The sequence below is a fragment of the Amazonocrinis nigriterrae CENA67 genome (assembly GCF_016056305.1).
GTDB lineage: Bacteria > Cyanobacteriota > Cyanobacteriia > Cyanobacteriales > Nostocaceae > Amazonocrinis > Amazonocrinis nigriterrae.
The window spans coordinates 24,035-45,273 of record NZ_JAECZC010000043.1 but is presented as its reverse complement, the minus strand read 5'-3'; the positions used below and the strand labels follow the sequence as shown (position 1 = coordinate 45,273).

Sequence of the window (21,239 nt, the reverse complement as noted above, 5' to 3'; positions counted from 1 at the left end):
GGTGCGGGGGTGCAGGGGTGCGGGGGTGCAGGGTTGAAGGGGTGCGATCGCACCTTGCCATGATGCTCTGAATTTTCCTCTAAGAAAAAGTGTAGGGTCACTTTACAAAATCTTCACCCTACAATTGGTATTTTCACCATACAATCCGGCAGACTATACGCTCGACAATAAGCTTAATAACTGGCATACAACACGCAGACTATGACAGACAATATGGAAAGCGATAGTGTGAATCTGACAGATAACACACCAGACATAACACTAGAGTTGGCAGACGACAGACAAAATATTGATAATTTTTCAAAAATTTCCATATTAGATTTAATGGAAAAATATAATATTGGACGCGATCCACTATACAAGCGGATGAATTATTTAAGGATTAAAACTTATAAAATATCTGGTAAAGCTCATCTAGATGCCGGACAGGTAGCTGAGATGGACGCACTACATAATCACATCAAAGCTACTGGACGTATGGAAGGCTACCCAGTGCCAGAGCCGTCCGGGCCAAAGGATGAACAGCCAGAAACTACAACTTTGACAGTGGCAGAAACTCAACAGATAGATACTATTCCACCTCAGCAAGTAAATTACACTTCTCAGACGGTGCGACCATCCACACCAATTGATGATGTAGATGGACTTATCACTAATGCACAAGGTAAAGCTACAGCTGTAATTGTTGCCGAAAATACGATTGCTCGGCATTACATTGATAACCCGCACTTATTACCAGAACACTTAAAAGCTAAGATTGCAGAATCCGCTAAGGCTCCAGCCATTGACCCTTTAGGATACGCGAACTCATTAATAGCCGCCGCAATGGGTTCTATAAACGCAGCCTGAAATTTTTGTTAATGGTGGCAACTGGCGCTCTGACTGCGATCGCTGGACTTAACCCCTTTTCAATAGCAGCATTAGGGATTAGTGCAGCGCTCTCACTTATACCTAAATTTTCACGTCACTTGCTACAAGCCGGGAAACCCGTCCAACGCAGTGACTCCTCTAAGAACGAGACTGCAACAACTGAACCAGACATAACCACACCTGGAGACTTCAAAATCTACAGGCAAGCCGAGTTAAGCCGGACGGCAGCATCATTACTAGCTAATGGTGCAATTTTAATTGCTGGTGAAGATGGAAGTGGTAAATCTGTACTAGCCAACGCAGTATTTGAGAAGCTACAAGATGATGGTTTCGCAGTGGCATTTATCGAGCCGGCGACACCAAAACAAATGTTGCTAGAAATAGCACATCAATTTGATGTTGCTACTGAAAATCTAGAGGGTAAATCCCTCACAATAGACAAGCTAAAACGGGCGATCGCAACTTTCTTAGAGGAAAACACAGCCTTTCTCGTCCTCGATGATGCCCATAGCTGTGATGCCAAATTCCGAATGTGGCTAAAACAACTGCGCCGGGTTGGTGTACCAATGCTGTTACTGGCAACAGACCCCCCGCGCACCGACATCTTTATAAATATCCCGCGCATCGAATTAAAACCCCTACCGGAGTACGCGATTAGGGAAATCATGATACAGGCAGCGATAGAACGGGGAATTGAACTCAAACCCTCGGAATTATCCAAGCTTCAAGAACGCGCTGGGGGAAATCCGATGTTGGCAACACGGGCAGTAGACGAGGAATACTTGGGGCTAGAGGTCGAGTCAGGCGACCACCGTCGCTACTTTGACATCACTCCACTAATACTACTAGTGGGTATCGCTTTCGTGATTATGAGATTTATAGGACTTGGAACTAGCGATCAAGCCCTGTACATCTTCGGCGGGATTGCCGCCGCTATCTTCCTTGGACTTTCCCGCTTGCTGTATAATCTGCCACGCGAAAGCCAGAGGATACGGTAATGCTGGGAATATCTCACCTACTGATTAGTGGCACTGCTACCAGCCTATTGCTCGGAACTGCTAGCCCGACGATTATCGCGGTGGGTGCGATCGCAGGCTTGTTACCTGATATAGATGTGTCAACTTCTCCGGCTGGTCGTGTGCTGCCTTGGGTAAGTGCGTTTTTTGAAAGCAGAATGCCACATAGGAGCTGTACACACAGTTTAGTGGCCAGTGGAGTTGTCGCAGCTGTCGGATATGCGGTGGCCTTGTTCAACCCCCAATTAATTAACTTAGTCCACGCCCTCAGCATCGGCTATTTCTTTGGCTGGTTTGCTGACGTGTTTACTCGTGGCGGTGTTGAGATGTTCTGGCCCTCCCCGGTGCGTTGTGTTTGTCCTGGCAACCGGGATTTAAGGTTGAGAACAGGGAGTAATGCTGAGTATTTTGTGTTGATTATTTTAATTGCGATCGCTCTCGCGGTCTTCAACATCAATAACAGTGGTGGCCTGTTTACCCAGTTCAACAGGTTAATCGCTTCCCCGTCCGGCGTACAGCACATTTACAACGAGTCTGGCAGCACGCACTTGATTAAAGCCAACATTAAGGGAGTTCGGACAAGCGATCGCTCTAAGGTGCTTGACCAATACCTTATAATCCAAGCTCAAGGAACTGGCTTTTTAGTACAAGCAGACGACGGCAGAATTTACAAAGCTTCCACTGAGCCGGACGCACAGATTTTCTTAGAGGAAATTACCGCAGATATTGATAGGCCTGCCATTACCAACATCGAAAGTATTTTCTTAGAGGATGAACCAATTGGGGCGGCACTGGAGAAGTTTAATCGCAGCGGGGCAATGTCATTTGTCAGTGGTCAGTTGTCAGTTGACAGCTTGGACGGTGTGACACTGCCGCGTGACCCTTATCAGTTCCCTTACATCAAAGCAACTGACAGTACTGTTACTCTGGAAGCTGCACCGCTTAAAGTCGTGGAAACTAGCCTGGGTGAAGAGTTCGCTACAGGCCAGTTGCAAATAAGAGTTATCAACACCAGTAGTCAGTAACCCAATCCCCAATCCTCACTCCCCTTTTTTTAATCCCCAACTCCTAAATCCCCACTCCCTACTCCCTACTCCCTACTCCTAACCTATGCCCAAACCATTACCACAGCAAACTCTCAAACCTAACCAATCTAAGAAATCTAGTGCAGAATCAGCAACAGACGGTATTTTGCTGGGGGATAAGGTCTGGTGGAATCCTACCAAATTACCTAATGGCCACGTTGCCATAATTGGCGCTAGTGGTTCTGGTAAAACCCAGACAATAAAGGCTTTAGCTTATGAAATAACTCGCTTTATATCCAGTGTACGCTGCATATTGATTGACTTTCATGGCGATCAAGAGCTTCCCGGCGAGGTTTATTATCCCCTCAACATGGAATCGCCATTTGGTATCAATCCCTTAGTAGTTGACCTCGACACCAAAGGCGGAGGGCCGAGTTTGCAGTGTATAGCAGTTGCAGCCATACTTAAAAAAGCCCTCACAATGGGCGTAAACCAAGAAGGCTTGATAATTAACATCCTGACCAGCTGTTACAAGCAGCGTGGCATTATTCAAGATGACCCTGCAACCTGGAGGCGCGAACCTCCCACCTTTGCCGATGTGCGGCAGGAGATAGAAAGCAGGATTGAGAGTGGCTGCAAGGAATCACAGAAACTCGCTCTCAAGCTGGCTGCAATGTTTGAATATGGCATTTTTACCAAGCCGCAGCCGTCGCTAGATGCTGGACAGATTATTAGGTTTGATTTATCGGCATTAGGTAAAGTGCCAGGGTTAGGTGCGATCGCAGCAGAGGCAATTATCAAGCAAGTTATGGATTCTCACAGAATCCTTGGTGAAATTGAGGGGAAAATTCCTAGAAGTTACATATTCATTGATGAATCCAAGGAAGCTAAAGATTCAAAATCATTAAACTTGGTATTTGCTGACGGCAGAAAATATGGATTGTGTGCTGCTGTAGGTTCTCAAAAAAGAAAGGATATGAGTGACGATGTAATTATGAACAGCGCTACAAAAATACTTTTAGCAGTTGACCAAACTGAGGTAAAAAGAACAGCTAAAGACTTTAGGTTTGCCGAAGGCTTGGTTAGTCAATTGCAACCATTAGAAGCTTTAGTGAGAATGGGAACCAACGGGCAACGCTGTAAAATCAAACCTTTTTATGAGCGAGTTGATTAAACCCTAGCACCACTTGTTTTTAAGGTGTAGGGGGTAAAGCCATCTGCCATGCTATTTCAAACTGCTCAACATAAAAGTTAAACCACTCTAAGTCCTGACTGCGTGTGATTTTGATAATAGGCCGCATTGTGTCTGGAACACGTAATGTGGACAGCCGCATAATGATTTGCCCGGACGATAAATGAGGATCAAAAATATACATTACATGAGGTGCTAAATAATCAATAACTTTAATTTCTAATTTGCCTACCTTACTTGAAATTGCAATACTATCAAGTCGTCTAATATTTCTTAATAAATCATTGTTCAGATCACTTTCACTCACATCTTTTGCTCGAAATGCAGCCATTTTTAACGCATTACTTGACGGCTGGACAAGCAGAAACTTAGCTTCTAAACCAGAGGCAAGACCAAATTCTAAATATTGCTGTAGCAGAGGTATATGTGTAGTAAACGTGGTTCCCCAAAAATAAGCTTGTTTTGATTGTCGTAATAATTGAATAATTTCAGATATATCATCACCATTTGTCATTAATTGACTGGCAGATAATGACTGATTAATTTCCAGTTTTGATAAGGCTATTTGTATTTGCTCGTTTTGATTTCGCGTAACTAACAGGTGGCTTAAAAGAAGAGCTAGTACTGTAAGAATAGCAGCAGATACAATACTTTGGTTAGCAATTCCAATGACTCCAAATATTGCAACTACTAAAGAAAGTGGTGCAGTAATATAAATATCCAGATTTTGACCACTTCGGATATCTTGCCATACGTGTCTTAGAAGTCGCATAAGCTTATTATTTATCTCAAGTTGTAACCAATTCTATACGTGTTTTGCCTTCAGCCACTTTAAAAATGATTAATTTTGCTAAATTTTATACTTTATATGCAAAGTCAAATTTTCTAGTGATTGTGGGAACTATAGGAGAACGGATTAAATTAAGCCTTTTTATGAATGCATTTAGTAGAAATAACCTGATTACTTATTGCTGCGTGGGTATAATTGGACTATTAACTTTAGTCAAATACTCCCCTTCCAATCAGGCTGCAAATGCTACTAAAAATACTACAAATACTACTGTAGAAAATTTATCTAATGAAGATGAGGACGGATTAAGTGATAATTCTGCGATCGCTATTCTCCAAGAAAATCGTCCTCTAAGAATGACCTTATCCGTTGATAGTCCGTCATTTCTTAAGGTAAAAGTCGGTCAGGAAATCAAACAGGGTGACATCATTTCTGATAATTCTTTGGAGCGTACACGCCTAGAGAAGCAGAAATCATCGGTTGTACTTCAAATTGACAATCTCAAAAACAAAACTATTCCCGAACCCTTCAAACCCAAGGAATCATTAGGACTCAAGCCGTTACCACCGCCTATTTTCTCAGAGGAAACGGCGGCTATTTCTCAATCTAAACTGCGATTAAATCAAGCTATTGCTTTACTTGAAGCACGTACACCACTACTGCAAAGTGACAATCCAGAGCGACGAGCTGAGGCTGAAAAGGCTGAAGCTGGTTTACAGATTGCCTCTCAGAAGGTCGAAGAACAAGAGCAGATGATTCAGTCGATGAAGGATATGAAATTGCAAAGTGAAATCCTTCAGCATGAAGAGGCTAAACTTAAACAACTCCGGTCTGAGATGGACGGGGCAAGCTCCGCGCTTGACCAAGCAAAAGCCAAACTTAATGCTTCTGCTATTCTTCAACAGCAGGAATTACAACAGCTTCAGGTAAATGTGAGGTTAGCACAGTCTGATTTGGAGGTTGCAGAGTCGCGGTTAACCGCCGCTCAGAACCGCCGTCAACTTACTGATTATGATGCTAATTTGAACGAGGCGAGACAGCAGCAGCAGGAAAATCAGACACAACAAGAATACTCACGCCAACAGCAACAATATGCCCAAGCTGTTAGAGACAGAGATTATCAGTTAGCACAACTTAATATTTCATTAACTACTATTGATGACAAACTCGCACAAATACCGTTGGTGCGTAGCCCTCGTAATGGTTACATTAAGCGGATTAAGCCTTGGGTTGGTGTCAATGGACGTTATACAACGACTGTTACTATTAGTGCTTTTGTTCCTTCCTCTAAGAATGGGGGAAGCGATCGCTCAACAATCTCCAATCCCAGTAGCACCAGCCAAAACTCCAACACTCCCGCCGCAACCACCAACCGGGGAAGATGAACAAACACCGGACGAGACAACCCAGGAAGAGGAGCAGCCACAAGAGGATTTATCGCCTGAAGAAGCGCAGCAGGCAGATCAAGATGCAGACTCGCAGCTACCCAAGCCTGAACAGAATCCCTTCAATAAACCAAGCATTGATGCAATTCTGCAACGGGAATTTAACGATGATATGTGGCGGCTGCTGCGCGGGGGGTTGCCATGCCTCGAAACGTCGGCGGTGTGCCTTTCTCAGCTACAGGAGAAAGCTATTTCTCAAAGTCCTTTACTTAAAGAAATTGATGCCAGAATTGCTGAGGCTAATCAGCGAATTGAAGAAGCAAAAATAAGAAATAAAAAATCGATTAGACTTTCGATTTTTTCACCGGGATTACAATATTTATTAGGCCCTGCACCGACGGCGGGGCAAGCTCAAAAAGGGAATGGATTTCTTAGCAACATAGCTGCTATTTTCCGTGGTGATACTGGTATAATAAACGGATTATTAAATGTAATAGGAGTGCCATTATTTCAAAGCACTCAAGGCGGCAATGCTGACGCACAAAATAGAGCAATTCAAATTTCAGATATTCAAGTAAAAATCGCTGAATTACAGAGAAATAGGGCGGAACTTGCTGATAAAATTAGGGAAAAAGTTGCTCAGTCTCTTATTGCTTTTGATGAAGCAAGAACTGAGTATCAAGTTGCTCAGATTGTAACTAGTAGAGCAGTTGACCAGTTTAAAGTATTTGAATTGCGCTACGTTCGTGGCAATTCAGACACCGAAACTTATCTTTTAAGACAGAGCGCTTTAGACAATCAAAAAGCCCAGGCTTATAGAGCTTGGGCTAAAATGCGAAGGTCACTATTTGAAATTAAGTTATTGGTTTTAACAATAAAAGATGCAGAGCTTTAAATACAATTTGGGATTTTAATTATTCCGTAGGAAATTATATTATTATAATCGTCTTCCCCATTCTCGTAAGCTACCAGCCATACTGATTCACCATCAGTAGAAGACAGTTTTGTTAAGTCTATATTTTCGAGTACTGTTTTTCCTTCAGAATCAGTAGTTTGCTCCCTAAAATTTGTATATTTTGATTTACGATGCTCTTGATCACTAAATTCATACATCGTATTGGGTTTAAGTCCAACTACTAATATATTATTTCCTCCATTTAGTCTACAAGCTTTTCCATATGGAGGCATCGGTTTTGTTGGCGTAGATGGTGGCGCAGGTGGTGTAGGTGTTTGCTGAGATCCCTCGCCATTACCAGAGTATCCTATCCATCTGGTAGACTCATCTATTATTAAAGCTTTTTCATCAAATCCAACAGAATTTTGCTTCTTCCACTCATCAGCCGAAACAGGTGAAATTTCAGGCTGTGGAGGATAAGAGGTATATAGCGTACCTCTTTTGCAAGCTATACCACCACCCCTTGTAGCTCCTGCAATTGGGAAAGCTTGATTATTTAAAATGATTGCTTTTGGCTCTGGATTATTTAATCTAAAAGAAACCATCCCGCATTGATTAGCCCTAATAGTTCTGGTAGGACTTTTAGTTAATAATCTAATAGTTTGAGCGCTACTTGTAGTTAAACCAGATATCCAAATAGTTCCTTTACTGTCTTTCCAAATTTCCCGTTCTGTTTTTACTTGACCAGGAATACATTTAATATCTTTTACCGGGATAGATGAACTATTTTCAAAACCATAAACTTTACCTGCTGCCTCATCTTTAATTTCAATGCGATCGCTTACTTTCACTGCACCAGTAGCAGCAACTCTCAAGATTCCACAACTATTAGAATTACCAGCACTGATTAATGGGTTTCCACCCAAATCGACGCTATAAGATTTACTAGGCTGTAAACCTCTAATACTAAAATATCCATCTGCACCAACATAAGCAGATTGGGCTAGTGCAACTGATGGAATAGCTGCAATAAATAATGTTAGTAGTAAAAGTTTTTTCATAATCTTATTTAATAAAAGCGATCGCTACTTTTTCTTCTAAGAATTGGGGAGCGATCGCATTACAACTAACAATTACCAAGAAGCCGGAACATAACCGTAGTAACTGCCATTAATGCTGCGGCAGTAAGGTGTATTTGTGGCATCAGGTAAAGATGCCAAAGTGTAGTTTGTTGCTCCTACAGAGAATGAGGAGGGCAAAGTACTAGATGATGTGGGCTTTAATAATCCAAAACCACAGCCGTTAATTGTTACAGTTCGAGTTGAGGGTGAAGGCAAGCTTATGGCCACAGCTGAGCCTGGAGTCTTGTTTACAATAACTACTTGTCCTGTGGGGGTTTTAAAATTCGAGCTTCGGGCCTCAGAAAATGAACCGTTTACGCAAGAAGGTAATGTCTGTGTTGAAAGACTCGCAGCATTAACAGCAGTGCCATCTACTTGTAATCCTGTGAAATCACCGCTGGATGGAGGGCTAATTCTTACCTCACCACAAGAGCCAGCTATTCTTGCCGTTGATTTGGAGGATGAGCCAAGATTTACTTGAATCTTGCTCCCAGCACTGCCGCTAAATACTACTACTGTATTGCCATTATCCGTAGCTCTGTATATAGTTGCACCATTGTAAGGAATGGCACTGGCTGGAGCGGAATTGATGATCGCACCTATACCTAAACTTAAAGCGAGAATAGATTTTGCTATTTTCATAACACCACTCAATATTGACAATCGATAACGCTGCACACATCTTAGAAAAAGCCTTGTTGATTTGATAATTGTTGAGAATAAGTAGAGAATTTTATGGAAATTAAATTAATTCACAAAACAAAAATTTATATTGCAATTTTACTAGGTGTAACTACTGGAATTTCAGGATGTGAAAAACTGTCTGCCAACAATTCAATCAACTCTACCGGACAATCAAAGGTGTCTGGTCAGACAACAGCACCGCCAATTGATTGGACTGTTACCAAGCCACCTTATGATGGAGATACTATTAATGTTTCTCGTAATGGTGAAAAGCTAAAAGTTCGCTTTGCCTGTGTTGATTCTCCTGAATTAAGGCAGCCAATGGGGAAAGAATCACGAGATTATTTGCGATCGCTAATCTTGTCTAGTAAAGGGAAAGTAGGGCTAGACATTATTAGCAGCGATCGCTATGGGCGCAAAGTAGCAGAAGTATGGATTGATACGCCAGAACGGGGTATTGAATTAGTTCAAGGTGTAATGGTGGTGACTGGCCATACTTACCCTTATGAACTATACAAAAAAGACTGTCGGCATTGGGAAGCTGTAACTGATGCTCAAAAATATGCACAATCTCAAAGGCTGGGTGTGTGGGGTGGAAATTATCAAAAGCCTTGGGATTACAGAAGAGAGCAGCGCCAGAATCGTTGATAAATCTAACTTTTTTCAGGTCAGCAGCGATCGCAGCCCTAAACACTCAATTTTTCCTCTAAGAAAATTTCTATATGCTGTGTACGCTGCATATAGGGTGATTAGGCGAGCGATCATCGCATCTGGTAAGCAGCTGCAACATGGTGACAGAAAATCTTGCTGTTAAGTGCTTTGTAAAATTGTGGCATTTCCTCACTGATACGGTTATGCCAGCACTTAAATTTCATACAGTTGCAAAACCAGCCTGTAAAACGTGAAAAGTGAACAAAGTACCTTTTATCGCTTTTCATACTCTTCACAAGCCAGCCAAAATCTAATTTTTCTGCTGGTAAAAATTCACCAATAGCCGCAGCAGTTTCACGCCAAAAGTTAGCCAAATCTTTGTAACTGATAATTCCTGCCTGTTTAACCCATATTCCCACTGCCCAGGCTTCACAGTGGAGGTCATGCACATTATATTTTTCCATCCACTTGGTTCTACCAAGCCGGATTAATAATTCTGCTATTAGCTGATTGCTGAAAACTTGGCTTTGTAATTGTCTTGAAACTTTCATAAAAATTACTTAATTAAAACTTAATTAAATAAATTAACCCTGGCTAATTTAGTCAGGGTTTAACTTTCTAATACTTTAAAAATCTTGGTTCTTTAGTGCATTTACTCTTTCTACCCATGCAATTGCCTTTTTACCGTTGTTGGGGGATAATTCATTAAATTCTTCTTGGATAGCGTCTATATCCCAGTCAGGTAACTGTTCAGAAGCCCATGTAATTGCATCCTCTTGTGATTTCCACAATTTCCAAGGTGGTGCAGGTTGAGGTTGTTGGGGTTGTCCAATCCAAGCTTTTAAGGTATCAGCAATTTCCTTGCCTGGGTTGAGAAAAGTTTTATCAGCTAGTTCTGGGCACCTGCTTTTACTAATAGTCAAAATGTGGTTGTAATCAAGTTCTCCAGCAATATCAAACTCATACTCAATCCCACTGCTTTGAATTGGGGCTGTTCCGATTTTCTTGGGTGATTGTTTGGTTTTCCCATCTTTGGCGGTGTACTCTTCCATGATCCACTCTGTCTTACTTCTCATGGTTGCAATGATGTGAGATGAACTGCCTATCATTGCATCAATAAGCTTACGCTCTAGCGGTCTGACGTTTTTCCATCCGTCGAATCGTCCTCCAGCTAGGTCAAGTTCGGAAAACCAAGCGTGAGATAGCGAGTCAATGATGATTACCTGATAACCTGCTGATTCTGCTGCTTTGATGGCCTCAATGTATTTGGCTGGGTGGTGGTCGTTGAGTTCACAGGTGTCAAATGTAAATCGGTCAGCATATCTACTAGCGCTGCCGCGTTCCGAGTCGATGAGGGCGATGTTGTCACCCAAATGTTGAGCAATTGCTAAGGCTGAGAAAGTTTTACCACTGCCTGATGCACCACTGAGGGCAAGGCGGATTTTAATTTGAGATTTAGTTGCTGGCTTAAACATAATTTTCATTGCCCCAGTTGCTATGACTGAGGCGCTAATTAATGAACTACAGCAGGGTGTTTAAATCGGTAGCGTTCAAAGCTTTGTAGTAACTGCGAATTGCTTCGGCATCCTTACCAGTGAAAAAAAGCGAATCTGGTATTGTGCCACAGTTACCACTTGTGTAATCAATGTGATTGGGTGCTAAAAAGTGGATTCTTACGCCGTCGATTTGTCGATAATCAATATCAGTTTTCTTGGCGTTGAGGTTGACGTAAGCAATGGCGTTTTCGTTGATGATGTAATTGCCAATTTTCAACATGATTTTTCATTACCCCAGCTGCAATGGCTGGGGTGCTACTGGTTTTAGAAGTGGTTAAAGCTTGGAGTTTCTGGAGTGAAGCCGATTTCTAGCTGATAGTCGCGGTCATAGTAGCCAAGCAGATACCACTGGTTATCTAGATACTGCGGCGGCAGGTATGCACTTCGGTCAGCTTCACCCATCTCAAACCAGTAAGCAATTGTGCAATCTCGCTGTTCTCGCAGCGCTGCAATTTCGCGGTCAATGTCTGCAATGTTGTTGTACATTAAGTTAGCCTCATGTTGTTTTTGGGGTAACTGCCGCTTGCTCTTGGCCGGGTTGGGCGGCAGTTTTTAGTCTTTAAGTAGTGAGGGTCTAACCACCTACCCACAGGGGCTAAGAAGATTACGAATCAATTAGCCTACGTGCTGTGTTTAGCTGTTGGCCAATGCTGTCAAGTTTGGCTTTAATTTCTGCGTCTGCTTCTGGCGTTGCATTCTCAATGGTCGCCATATATTGAAAGAGTACTTGTAACTCTGCGTTTACTCTTTGTGAATGATGCCAAATCTGAGCATAGTCCCATGCTGGATCAGGTATTGGGTAGTCAGCATTAAGTAAATCGTTGTTGTTCATAAAGTTTCCTATTTGATATGATTAATTAGCCGTTAGGCGTCGGGGAAAATATCTTTGGTCGGATATCTGTCCCCGATTACGTCCTCTCTTATGGCTGTGGGCTGGCGGCCAGATTTTTACCAGTCAATCAACTCTGTGTCACGTTCAGGCTCAGGGTCAGATTGCCATGAGTATTTTTTCTGTTCTCTCATAGCTGCTTCTGCACGTTCCAGCCAACAGTATTCATATTGTTGTAAAGTTGTAGCACCCAAATATTGCCAAGCAGCGAAGATGTGTTTGTCTGGTATCTGCCCTTGAGCTTGGTAATGCAGCATTAAATATTTAGTTGCTACTGGGTCTTGTGCAAAAGCTTTTTCTAATCCTGAGTATGCGTGGCAAGTGCATTCTACTTCATGTTTATAAAGCTTAATTTCATAAAAATCGCCTGTGTTACCTCTTGCGATTAAATCATCCCAGTTATCCCCCGGCTGCAACTTGTAAGGGTCTGCTTTTTGCCAAGAGCGACTGATTAAAACTTCTACAAAATCAGCCTTTGAAATAAATCTAGATATTCCACGAATTTTAATAATTTCGCCACGTTTTGTAATTTTGTTGGGAATGTGAAGATAAACAAAGTTTCTATATACATCAATAGTTGCGTAATCAATCCCGTCTTTAATTTGTTCTGTTGTCCATCCCCAGGCTTGAAGCAAAGCTTTAGTATTCTCCAACGAGTAGATATGGCGAAGTGCATAATCTTCGCTGTTATTCTCGTGTAATAAGGATTTATGGAAAGTGGAATAAGTATAGTTGCTACGGGTGTGAGCTTTGGCTGAGAATTTTTGCGCTGGCATTGGTCGGATACCTTTAAAAATCCATGTTAACATGGTAACACGAAAACATCCATGTTAACAAGGTGTTATTATAAAAATGCAAACTTTTTTAGGAAGATGAAAAAAGACAGACCTTACGAGATTCAACAAGGTGAGGGCGGTTTATTTGTCTCGGCTGGGGATGAGCCGATAGATAGTCCTGTTGTAGGGCTAAGAATGACTAAATCTATGTACAGCAAAGTTGAAGCTTTGGCTGGCAGAAAGAAAGCTGATTGGATTAGACAAGCGATCGCAGAGAAACTAGAGAGAGATGCTGAATAAAAGATGGCCAAAAATGCCACTCTCCCTAAGCCAGCCCGACGACCCAGACACAGCAAAAAAGAAACTGCTGCGGCAACGCGGCGGTTACTCATGCTGGCCTGGGTCGTCGCCTAGTGGCATTTTTGGCCATCTAAGAATTGATTACAGAGAAAGCGATCGCTCTGATTAAAGGTGCGATCGCTAACTAACTAAACACAGTAGTAATTGCTGTATGGCTTGGGTGTATTTTGCGTTGTAAATTCCCAAATCTTTCGCCTGGGTCTGAACGACCAGCTTACATGAATTGGTCTATCTGTGCCGTAGTAGTAGATAGAATCGAAGTTTAGAGTTTTGAGATAACTAATCACTTTTCTGCTGTCAACACCAACAATTGCAAAGTCACAGGCAGCGCCCAGATGTTTGCAGTAATAATTACCTTTGGTGTTGCGCTCATGAGCCATATGCTGGTCAACTTTTACGCAAATACGAGACTTGTTACGGTTGAGAAACTTCAACAAGTCTTTACTACAAAAGCCATAAGTTAGCTTGAAGTTCTCACAGCCAAATTTGTGAATAACTGGTGTAATGATTAATTGTGTTAAGGTTTCCAGCGATCGCAGGCTTTCAGGGTTCTCAGGATATGGATTGATGAGGCCAGAGTATTTAATGTAAGTGTCAGAGCAAGTGCAGAGTTCTTGGATCATGATTTTCTTAGAGGAATGAAGGGAGAAAGCGATCGCCTGCTATGTGCGATCGCAAACAAATTAATCAGCTACCACCAAAAAACTCTATCTTTTCCCTCAAACTGATTTGAGTCAATGGCTTTTTTTATCCATGCCAAAGCTTGAGTCGCATTTGGGAAATGCCGCATCTTTTTTACAGATAAGCCTAGTGAGCGAATTACAATGTAATCTCCTGCGAGCGTCGGTTTGATGATAATTTGCCTATCTTTGTAAGTCGTTTCATATCTCATAGTTGGATGCTTTTTAAGATTCTTAGAGGATGAAGAGAGAGCGATCGCTTGTGTTGCGATCGCGTTACCACAAATTAAAACGGAATATCTTTACAGTCTTCAGCTGTGCTGCAAGCTGGTTTTTTTGTGTAGAAAGATACGCCGTAGCTTTTAATAGTTTTGATAGCTAGTCTCGTACCTTCCAATATCCAATCGTTTGGATCTTCGCTTTCGCCGCTAAATTGAAAGTCGTCTAAGTAAGCGCCCTGACGTTCAATCAAAACAAAACAAGTGTTGTTTTCTTCAGGGTTTGGTAAATCTATTGTAATTAGATGATTGAGGTAGTTTAGTGTGGCTTGCATTTTTTTATAGAGGATGAAGATAGAGCGATCGCAACTAGGGCGATCGCAGATTTAACTAATTAAAACGGAACAGCGTAACGGTTGAAATAAGTTTGTAAATCAGCAGGATTAATTAATAACTCTGCACCTGCTGTAGTCTTACAAACTATTCTCAAAAACTGCTTACCATCAATAACTTGACATCTAGCACCTACGACTTCTACATAGTCGTTAACGCCAGGGATAAAGATTGAAGTTGGAAAAGTTTTGTCAGGTGTCATTGGTCGGATACCTTTTTATCTTTACTCCTTAATTATAACATAAATGTCCATGTTAACATGGTATAATTAAGAGGTAGGATAAAGTTTAATTAAAGATATGAAAATTGCAGATTTACTACAGAATTACAACACAATTGCTTTTACCGGCTCTCGCACAATGGTTGAAGGTCAGGCAGAAAAAATTGATTTTGTGTTGGCCAACTCTGCACCTGAAATATTAGTAGGAGATGCTAGAGGAATCGACCAATATATAAGGGAGAATTGCACCACAGCGACAGTTTTTAAAGTTTCTGACTATTGGAGTGGGAATATACAAAAAGCGGCGTTTGCAGTGCGATCGCAGGCAATGGTTAAGTCACTTTCCTCTAAGAATGGCTTACTAGTGGGTTTTCCGTCGTCACCTTGTCCCGAAGGTTTAAAAATTAGCAAAAATTCATTTAGTGGTTACGGTTCGGGAACGTGGGCCACCCTGGCTTATGCACTAGCTTTAAATGTTGATTGTCTACTCTGGCTGCCCGACAAGATGCAGCCACCGCAGCAGTGGGGATTGGTTGCTGCTGGTGACGGCTGGTGGTCTTCGGTGAGCCAGAGCGATCATGTGTCAAACAAATATCAACAGTTAAGTCTGTTCTAAATTTTTAAAAACTGTTGATTAATGACTGATGGATGATTATGTTTTTGAGTGCCGGCTGTCGCCGGCACGAACCGAGGGGCTAAGGGGCCCAGCACGAGACTGGGCAACCAATGGACACCGACCAAAACCAGGGACTATGTGACCCCTGGCACACCACCAATCTTTCCTTTACTCATACCCCGCCCACCAACTCTTTTTTTTCTTTCTCTCTCTCCTTATGCGAAAAAAATGAAGCCCAAGAAAAAGGTATTGCACACGGAGGAACGGAGTGTGCTAAAATACCTTTTTGCTTCATTTTTTTCGCGCTTTTTGGCTGCTGCTTCCGAGGCTTTTATCTTTTTATGAATTGATTAATGGCAGCAGACAAAAAGAATATAAAACTGCGAAGCATCTTTGTATATTTCAAAGATTAAAAGCGAAGCATCCTTTAGGTCACGAGTGTAACGAGCAGTGATGCAGGATATTGAATTGAATAGAAGCTGAAACCTTTGCTATTCCTTACCCCCAATGAGGTGAACCGACCGGACGGTGACCACTCAGCGATAGATTTTGACCTCATCATTAAGAAAATCTAACTTTTTAAAACCAAGAAATTCTGATAAAAAACTTTGCTCAATGCAGTGGAATTTCATAAGCGCGATCGCATTCCTTCTTTGCATAGCTGCGATCGCCCATTCCATATGCTCTGACCCTACGCCGCCGCGAATGTGCAAGCAGCGAACAGGCCCATTTTTACCAGGAAGACAGGCAGATTTAGCCAGTATGCGATAATATCGGATTCTACCTGGAAACTCGCCGCTGTCTACTTCATCCAGTCCTGCGCGTGGTTTAAAGTCGTTACAGTAGCCTTTGATAATTGCATCCATTGGAGGAACCCAGCCAAGGGATGCGATCGCTGATATTTCCTCTAAGATTTTCTCATGATGCATCGGTTGAAATTGCCGACCATCCCTTTTAACTAAAAATTTATCACTCGCCAGCTTAATAGCTTCAAATCCTAGCGTACACTCGATAAAAGCCTTTAGCTCTATATAACTATAGGACTTGCTAAAAGTTCCTTGTGCGGTATAGTTTCCTGCATCAAGTCCGCCGCCGCGCACATTAGCAGAAACAATTAGGTGCTTTTTTGCCAGGTTCCATGCCTTACGTAGTGATTCCCTTCTTTCTTCTATATCTGCAATGACATTCAGAACATAACCCATTGTTACTACATCAACAGGGGATGGGGGATTGGGGAAGTAGTAGGGGTCATAACCAGCTGAACAATAACCAGCAGCCAATAATTTTTCAACATCGCCACCGCGACCGCAGCCGTAATCCAGGTGTGTTTCACCCTTGTTCAACAACTGATGATTGAGCATGGCTTTCGCTGTGGCAGATAAATGATTTCTATGTGGGGCTGCTAAGTATGATTTATCACTCATTTACTTAGTTTGCCCAAAAAAGCATTATGAGCGATCGCCCCTCATTTTTCCTCTAAGAATTAGCTGTATATGCTGTGTACGCTGCATTCATGCTATTATTTAATAATAGTAATTGGCAAAACTATGGCAAATTATCGCGCTAAAACTGACCATCTGCCAAAGGTGAAGCCGAATTGGCAAAATTTACCAACTAAGCCTTTACGAGTTCCTGAGATATTCTTAGAGGAAATTGAGCGATACGCGCGATCGCTCGATTGTCAAACCAATTCACTTGAGTTTGTTATCTCTGCATTAAATAAACTTAGTCCAGATGAATTAAGCCAGTTAAAACTAGCAGTAACTTCTTTATGTGATGATGACAGCGATGTCTACGGCAACGTCGAAGACGAACATCCAGTTAGATATCCTGTGTACGCTGGAATGGAGTCTGAATTTTGGTCTGGGGAAGATTTCACTTATGATGATGAGCCACCACCAAAACGACAGCTAGAATTTGTCCTTAATTCGGTTAGGTCTTGGCAGCTAGAGGATGTTATTAAGCTTCAGTTAGAGTTACCTGCCATCATTGACGAGAAGAAAGAGGAAACAGCAGATCGCCGTCTTGAAAGGGCAATTTGTTATTTATCATCACAGTGCGATGGTGCTAGTTCTTTGGATAGTCAAGGCTTCAATAAACCTGATTCGGGCTTTGGTCACTGGCTGGCTGATCAGATTCACCAGCAAAGGCCACTGCTTCAAGCACACGCCTTGGCTGCATACAACATGATTAAAAAGTATAGTAAGCAGTTGAGCCGTGCTGGATTGTCGCTGCCTTTATGGGATGCGATCGCTCACCAATACCCTACAAATTCACCAGTAGTTATCATTGCTCAAGACGATGAAACTATCACTCCAGAGCGTAGAGTAGAAATTAAGGGCGATAAAATTGCAGTGTACGCTCCATACGATAGCAAGTTTAATTATAATTGCAAAACTATTGAAGGACATAAATTTGAGGGTGGTGATAAATCCTGGCGTTTTCCTCTAAGAAAAATTGAAGAGGTGATGTCTAAGCTCGTAAATAGTGATTTTCACCTTACACCAGAGGTTGAGGGAGCAGTAGCACTGGCACAGAAAGAGCGTGAGGAGGAAGAAGCAGCTAAGGAGGCTGAAGCACTGGCAGCAGCTGACGGGATAGTGAGATTAATTAAGGCTGCTGATTTAGATCAACCCTTGGCTAATGGCTGGTATCTGCGTGACTACCAAAAGAAGGGTGCCCAATGGCTGCTTGCACATCGTAAAGAGGGAATCTACACCGGGGGCATCCTTGCAGATCATATGGGATTAGGAAAATCTCTCACTGCATTGACGGCGGCGAAGGCTATGCAGCGTACACATGATAACTGTCCAGTTTTCGTAATTGCTCCTGTATCTGTAATGGACAACTGGGTACGCGAGGCAGAACGGGCAGAGGTAAAAATTGAGTGCTTTAGTTGGGCTAAACTCCCCAACCCACTTGATAATAAAAAGTATCTGCTGATTTGTGACGAGGCACATTACGCCCAAAATATTAAAAGTCAGCGTACTAAGAAAATGCTGGAGTTAGCACACCATGAGAATTGTCTAGCTTCATGGTTACTCACTGGTACGCCCATCAAGAACGGTAGGCCAGTTAACCTCTACCCGTTGTTAGTGGCAGTTAACCACCCGCTAGCAGCCGACAAGTGGGCTTACGAACGTCATTACTGCAACGCTGGACACAAATACATTGGGAAAAAAGCAGTTTGGGACAACACCGGGGCGGCTCATCTTGATGAACTGGCTCATAAAACCGAGGATGTGATTTTGCGCCGGACTAAAGACGAATGTTTAACTGAGCTTCCAGCTAAGACAAGACTATTTAAGGAAGCTGAACTAGAACCAAGTGCAGCAAAGCAGTATCAGGAAACAATACGTTCACTCGTGGATGATTACCGCCGCCGTGCAAAGCTGGGGCAGGTAGATGAGGATGCAGAAGCTTTGGTAACGCTCAACTTTTTACGGAAGGTAGGCAGTGAGTTTAAAGTTGAGGCAGCGATCGCTCTAGCCCAAGAACTTTTAGAACAAGGCCAACAAGTAATAATCTTCACTGAATTTGTAGAGTCCGCGAAGGCGATCGCTCTTAAACTTGATGGATTACTCCTGACCGGGGAGACTAAACCGACTGAACGGCAGCTGTTAATTGACCAGTTCCAATCAGGAGATAATAAGGTATTTGTTGGCACTATCAAAGCTGGTGGCGTTGGTTTAACGCTGACAGCTGCTAGTAACGTGATTATGGTTGATAGACCTTGGACTCCTGGCGATGCAGAACAGGCTGAGGACAGATGCCACAGGTTAGGTCAACAAAATGCTGTGTTTGCAACTTGGTTACAGTTAGGTCAAATTGATAAAGCAATTGACGATTTATTACTTCAAAAACAACAGCGAATTGAACTTGTGTTGAAGGGCAAACGCAAGACATTAAAAGGGATTAATTCACCTAAAGATTTAGCTAAAGAATTACTGACTATCCTCTAAGAAAATGTGCAATACTTTGTTTGCGATCGCACCCTACAAGCGATCGCCCCTCACTTTTCCTCTAAGAAGCGACCACCTCATTTTTAATCATTGTTTTTGTAATTTCAGATTGTATTATATTACTCATATTCTATTCCTCAATTTATTCTTTCTAAGCTATCTTCATCAAACTCAAAATCTCCATCCTCATCTACAAATACATAGACAGATAATTCCATATATTCAGGTTTAATAAAATCTAAATCCGCATCCTTTGGATAATCTGATTTAAAAATAGCACGAGCAAAAACTGTAAACTCGTACTCGTACTCATTATTCTCAAGTTTATTAATTGATTTAATTTCGACGTGAGTAACTCCTTGAAAAATGCAATTTAGAATATTATTATAGATATTGGTTACGGATTTTTCTACAAATTCTATAATCTCCTTATTTATATTTTGTTCAGTTGGTAAATTCATATTTTTTAATAATTGAATTTAATAGCTTTATTATTTCAATAATATCAGGTATTTAGTAAAGCTTTGACCTTGCGAACTGTGTTGACCGCCACGTCTGCTTTTTCAGCTGCCTGACGCAGCGATAATCCTTCATGAAGTGCTGCAATTATTCGTTGCGATGAGGGTTTTCCTAAAAACTCCTCTGGCGATTCAGAAACCGAGGGCCGCCCGACGTTTTGACCCCAGTTCTTAGCGCGTTCCATCCCCGTTTTAATTGCCTGCGATCGCCTTTCAGCCCGTTCATTATCTGCAATAAGTTGTTCAATTTGGCTGGGCTTTCCCTCTAGGATATCAACTTCAATTGGTGATAATCCCTTTGCTTGCATACGGCGTAAATCACGTAGTACAGCTTTAGCGTCTTCTGGGGTAAAAAAGTTGTAATATTCGGTCAAATTACCAATAATTGTGACGTTAAAAAATGAATATCGATGTTTAAAGTATTTCTCCACATTGCCACGATGAGGCCAAGTTCCTAATACTTTAATTGAAAAGTTTTCAAAGTGTGAGGCTAAATCATTTTTAATTTCAGCTACTCGTGTTTCAATATCACGGCGAGTTACGCCGATTTTATAGATAGTATTTCCTCCACTAGTATCAATCTGAAGGTAGTAGAGAGTATTAGATAAAATCTTACGAAATTCAGCTTGATAAATTTGTAAGTCTCGTAAGCACTCATTAAACGTAGGAGAATCATTAAGATAAGCAACTTGTACATTTTTCTCAAGTTCTTGCAGCCTTTCTATTAACAGTGGCTCTTGAACTTGGTTGAACAGCATCAGTGATAATGCACCAACTGGTATCTTACCCAGCTTTGTAAATTGATATTCACCACCATAGCGGTAAGGATTATGCTCTAGTAGCTTTTCTCTAATCAAAATACTCGGCACCTCTTTTACAGAAATACCTCTATCATTTACTCCGTAGCGTTCCCAGAGGTCTTTGAGTTGCTTAAGTTCCTTACCAGTCAGCCATATATTGAAATTGTCATACAGGGGCAGCGTAGGAAGTAGGCGATCGCTGCGGCTAACCTCCCGACAAGTTTCGTTAGTATGTGCAAAGTGATGTTCCTTGCGCTTGCCCTTCTTAGCAGTTAGCTCACCGTTACAGTAGGGGCATCTTAGCTGTGTCTTGCCACGCGGTACATCCTCAATTGAGACTAGGGTTTTATCTTGGTCAATCCCATACCGAAGCCACATTCTAGAGCATCCTTTTTTTGATACACCAGTTTAGAAGAATTTAGCCGCTCATGAACCCTCATAAAGATGATTTTACTGTATCAAAAAAAGGTTAGCCTGAAATGAATAATTATTAAGGGTGTAGGGGAGATGAGGGGGATGAGGATGATGGGGAGGAGCAGTAATCCAAAATCTCAAATCTAAAATTACTGACCACTGACTACTTCATCCTGGCACGAATCAGAGCATAGGGCATAAGGTACAT

Annotated in this window: 27 protein-coding genes; 11 read left to right on the top strand and 16 right to left on the bottom strand. The window is 41.9% G+C overall.

The window, feature by feature from the left end; genetic code table 11:
• The first annotated feature begins 201 nt into the window (after positions 1–201).
• From I8748_RS20030 to I8748_RS20015, 4 genes are all read left to right on the top strand, one after another.
• Positions 202–849, top strand: a complete 648-nt coding sequence (locus I8748_RS20030) for a hypothetical protein (RefSeq protein ID WP_198126313.1) — start codon at positions 202–204, stop codon at positions 847–849.
• Positions 850–860: 11 nt separating this feature from the next.
• Complete coding sequence (locus I8748_RS20025) at positions 861–1,868, top strand: ATP-binding protein (protein ID WP_198126312.1); 1,008 nt, start codon at positions 861–863, stop codon at positions 1,866–1,868.
• A complete protein-coding gene (locus I8748_RS20020) occupies positions 1,868–2,911 on the top strand; it encodes a metal-dependent hydrolase (protein WP_198126311.1) in 1,044 nt (347 codons plus the stop codon). The genes I8748_RS20025 and I8748_RS20020 overlap by 1 nt, the downstream gene beginning before the upstream one ends.
• An 85-nt stretch (positions 2,912–2,996) precedes the next feature.
• The gene (locus I8748_RS20015) at positions 2,997–4,085 is read left to right on the top strand and encodes an ATP-binding protein (protein ID WP_198126310.1); all 1,089 of its coding nucleotides are present in this window, start codon (positions 2,997–2,999) and stop codon (positions 4,083–4,085) included.
• Between the two features lie 19 nt (positions 4,086–4,104).
• On the opposite strand, the gene I8748_RS20010 is transcribed toward I8748_RS20015, so the two are convergent.
• Positions 4,105–4,875, bottom strand: coding sequence for a hypothetical protein (locus tag I8748_RS20010; protein ID WP_198126309.1), 771 nt, complete (start codon positions 4,873–4,875; stop codon positions 4,105–4,107).
• 161 nt (positions 4,876–5,036) lie between these two features.
• Between I8748_RS20010 and I8748_RS20005 the strand changes: the two genes are divergently transcribed.
• Together I8748_RS20005 and I8748_RS20000 are read left to right on the top strand one after the other, a co-directional pair.
• Positions 5,037–6,278, top strand: coding sequence for an HlyD family secretion protein (locus I8748_RS20005; protein WP_198126308.1), 1,242 nt, complete (start codon positions 5,037–5,039; stop codon positions 6,276–6,278).
• Positions 6,187–7,173 (top strand): TolC family protein, encoded by a 987-nt coding sequence (locus I8748_RS20000; protein WP_198126318.1) that lies wholly within the window; start codon positions 6,187–6,189, stop codon positions 7,171–7,173. Before I8748_RS20005 ends, I8748_RS20000 begins: the two co-directional genes overlap by 92 nt.
• Here the strand turns inward: I8748_RS20000 and I8748_RS19995 are convergent.
• A complete protein-coding gene (locus tag I8748_RS19995) occupies positions 7,170–8,234 on the bottom strand; it encodes a hypothetical protein (RefSeq protein ID WP_198126307.1) in 1,065 nt (354 codons plus the stop codon). The two genes, I8748_RS20000 and I8748_RS19995, sit on opposite strands and share 4 nt — an antisense overlap.
• 72 nt (positions 8,235–8,306) lie before the next feature.
• Positions 8,307–8,936, bottom strand: coding sequence for a hypothetical protein (locus I8748_RS19990; protein WP_198126306.1), 630 nt, complete (start codon positions 8,934–8,936; stop codon positions 8,307–8,309).
• Between the two features lie 93 nt (positions 8,937–9,029).
• Here I8748_RS19990 and I8748_RS19985 point away from each other — a divergent pair, with 93 nt between their 5' ends.
• On the top strand, positions 9,030–9,626 hold the full coding sequence (locus I8748_RS19985; protein WP_198126305.1) for a thermonuclease family protein: 597 nt from the start codon (positions 9,030–9,032) through the stop codon (positions 9,624–9,626).
• 113 nt (positions 9,627–9,739) lie between these two features.
• Here the strand turns inward: I8748_RS19985 and I8748_RS19980 are convergent, their stop codons facing one another.
• The 6 genes from I8748_RS19980 to I8748_RS19955 all read right to left on the bottom strand — a co-directional run bounded on the left by I8748_RS19980 (position 9,740) and on the right by I8748_RS19955 (position 12,850).
• Positions 9,740–10,180 carry a hypothetical protein gene (locus I8748_RS19980; protein WP_198126304.1) on the bottom strand — a complete coding sequence of 147 codons (441 nt, stop codon included), beginning with the start codon at positions 10,178–10,180 and terminating at the stop codon, positions 9,740–9,742.
• 75 nt (positions 10,181–10,255) lie between these two features.
• A complete protein-coding gene (locus I8748_RS19975; RefSeq protein ID WP_198126303.1) occupies positions 10,256–11,104 on the bottom strand; it encodes an ATP-binding protein in 849 nt (282 codons plus the stop codon).
• Between the two features lie 46 nt (positions 11,105–11,150).
• Positions 11,151–11,405 (bottom strand): hypothetical protein, encoded by a 255-nt coding sequence (locus I8748_RS19970; protein ID WP_198126302.1) that lies wholly within the window; start codon positions 11,403–11,405, stop codon positions 11,151–11,153.
• Between the two features lie 44 nt (positions 11,406–11,449).
• Positions 11,450–11,671 carry a hypothetical protein gene (locus I8748_RS19965; protein WP_198126301.1) on the bottom strand — a complete coding sequence of 74 codons (222 nt, stop codon included), beginning with the start codon at positions 11,669–11,671 and terminating at the stop codon, positions 11,450–11,452.
• Between the two features lie 118 nt (positions 11,672–11,789).
• On the bottom strand, positions 11,790–12,017 hold the full coding sequence (locus I8748_RS19960) for a hypothetical protein (RefSeq protein WP_198126300.1): 228 nt from the start codon (positions 12,015–12,017) through the stop codon (positions 11,790–11,792).
• 116 nt (positions 12,018–12,133) lie between these two features.
• Positions 12,134–12,850 carry a hypothetical protein gene (locus tag I8748_RS19955; RefSeq protein WP_198126299.1) on the bottom strand — a complete coding sequence of 239 codons (717 nt, stop codon included), beginning with the start codon at positions 12,848–12,850 and terminating at the stop codon, positions 12,134–12,136.
• A gap of 96 nt (positions 12,851–12,946) precedes the next feature.
• Between I8748_RS19955 and I8748_RS19950 the strand changes: the two genes are divergently transcribed.
• Positions 12,947–13,150, top strand: coding sequence for a hypothetical protein (locus I8748_RS19950; RefSeq protein ID WP_198126298.1), 204 nt, complete (start codon positions 12,947–12,949; stop codon positions 13,148–13,150).
• A gap of 13 nt (positions 13,151–13,163) precedes the next feature.
• Positions 13,164–13,319 (top strand): hypothetical protein, encoded by a 156-nt coding sequence (locus tag I8748_RS19945; protein WP_198126297.1) that lies wholly within the window; start codon positions 13,164–13,166, stop codon positions 13,317–13,319.
• 19 nt (positions 13,320–13,338) lie between these two features.
• Here I8748_RS19945 and I8748_RS19940 read toward each other — a convergent pair whose 3' ends face one another.
• The 4 genes from I8748_RS19940 to I8748_RS19925 all read right to left on the bottom strand — a co-directional run bounded on the left by I8748_RS19940 (position 13,339) and on the right by I8748_RS19925 (position 14,703).
• Entirely contained in the window at positions 13,339–13,833 is a 495-nt protein-coding gene (locus tag I8748_RS19940) for a hypothetical protein (protein WP_198126296.1), read from the bottom strand.
• A gap of 68 nt (positions 13,834–13,901) precedes the next feature.
• Complete coding sequence (locus I8748_RS19935) at positions 13,902–14,102, bottom strand: hypothetical protein (protein ID WP_198126295.1); 201 nt, start codon at positions 14,100–14,102, stop codon at positions 13,902–13,904.
• A gap of 74 nt (positions 14,103–14,176) precedes the next feature.
• Positions 14,177–14,443 (bottom strand): hypothetical protein, encoded by a 267-nt coding sequence (locus tag I8748_RS19930; RefSeq protein WP_198126294.1) that lies wholly within the window; start codon positions 14,441–14,443, stop codon positions 14,177–14,179.
• Between the two features lie 59 nt (positions 14,444–14,502).
• Complete coding sequence (locus I8748_RS19925; protein WP_198126293.1) at positions 14,503–14,703, bottom strand: hypothetical protein; 201 nt, start codon at positions 14,701–14,703, stop codon at positions 14,503–14,505.
• A gap of 97 nt (positions 14,704–14,800) precedes the next feature.
• Between I8748_RS19925 and I8748_RS19920 the strand changes: the two genes are divergently transcribed.
• On the top strand, positions 14,801–15,337 hold the full coding sequence (locus I8748_RS19920; protein WP_198126292.1) for a hypothetical protein: 537 nt from the start codon (positions 14,801–14,803) through the stop codon (positions 15,335–15,337).
• 536 nt (positions 15,338–15,873) lie between these two features.
• Here I8748_RS19920 and I8748_RS19915 read toward each other — a convergent pair.
• Complete coding sequence (locus I8748_RS19915; protein WP_198126291.1) at positions 15,874–16,761, bottom strand: class I SAM-dependent methyltransferase; 888 nt, start codon at positions 16,759–16,761, stop codon at positions 15,874–15,876.
• Between the two features lie 123 nt (positions 16,762–16,884).
• Between I8748_RS19915 and I8748_RS19910 the strand changes: the two genes are divergently transcribed.
• The gene (locus I8748_RS19910) at positions 16,885–19,299 is read left to right on the top strand and encodes a DEAD/DEAH box helicase (RefSeq protein WP_225896481.1); all 2,415 of its coding nucleotides are present in this window, start codon (positions 16,885–16,887) and stop codon (positions 19,297–19,299) included.
• A gap of 137 nt (positions 19,300–19,436) precedes the next feature.
• Here the strand turns inward: I8748_RS19910 and I8748_RS19905 are convergent, their stop codons facing one another.
• Both I8748_RS19905 and I8748_RS19900 read right to left on the bottom strand, forming a co-directional pair.
• Positions 19,437–19,760: a hypothetical protein gene (locus I8748_RS19905; RefSeq protein WP_198126290.1), complete on the bottom strand. Its 324-nt coding sequence runs from the start codon at positions 19,758–19,760 to the stop codon at positions 19,437–19,439.
• Between the two features lie 44 nt (positions 19,761–19,804).
• Entirely contained in the window at positions 19,805–20,995 is a 1,191-nt protein-coding gene (locus I8748_RS19900) for a GIY-YIG nuclease family protein (RefSeq protein ID WP_198126289.1), read from the bottom strand.
• Positions 20,996–21,239 lie beyond the last annotated feature (244 nt).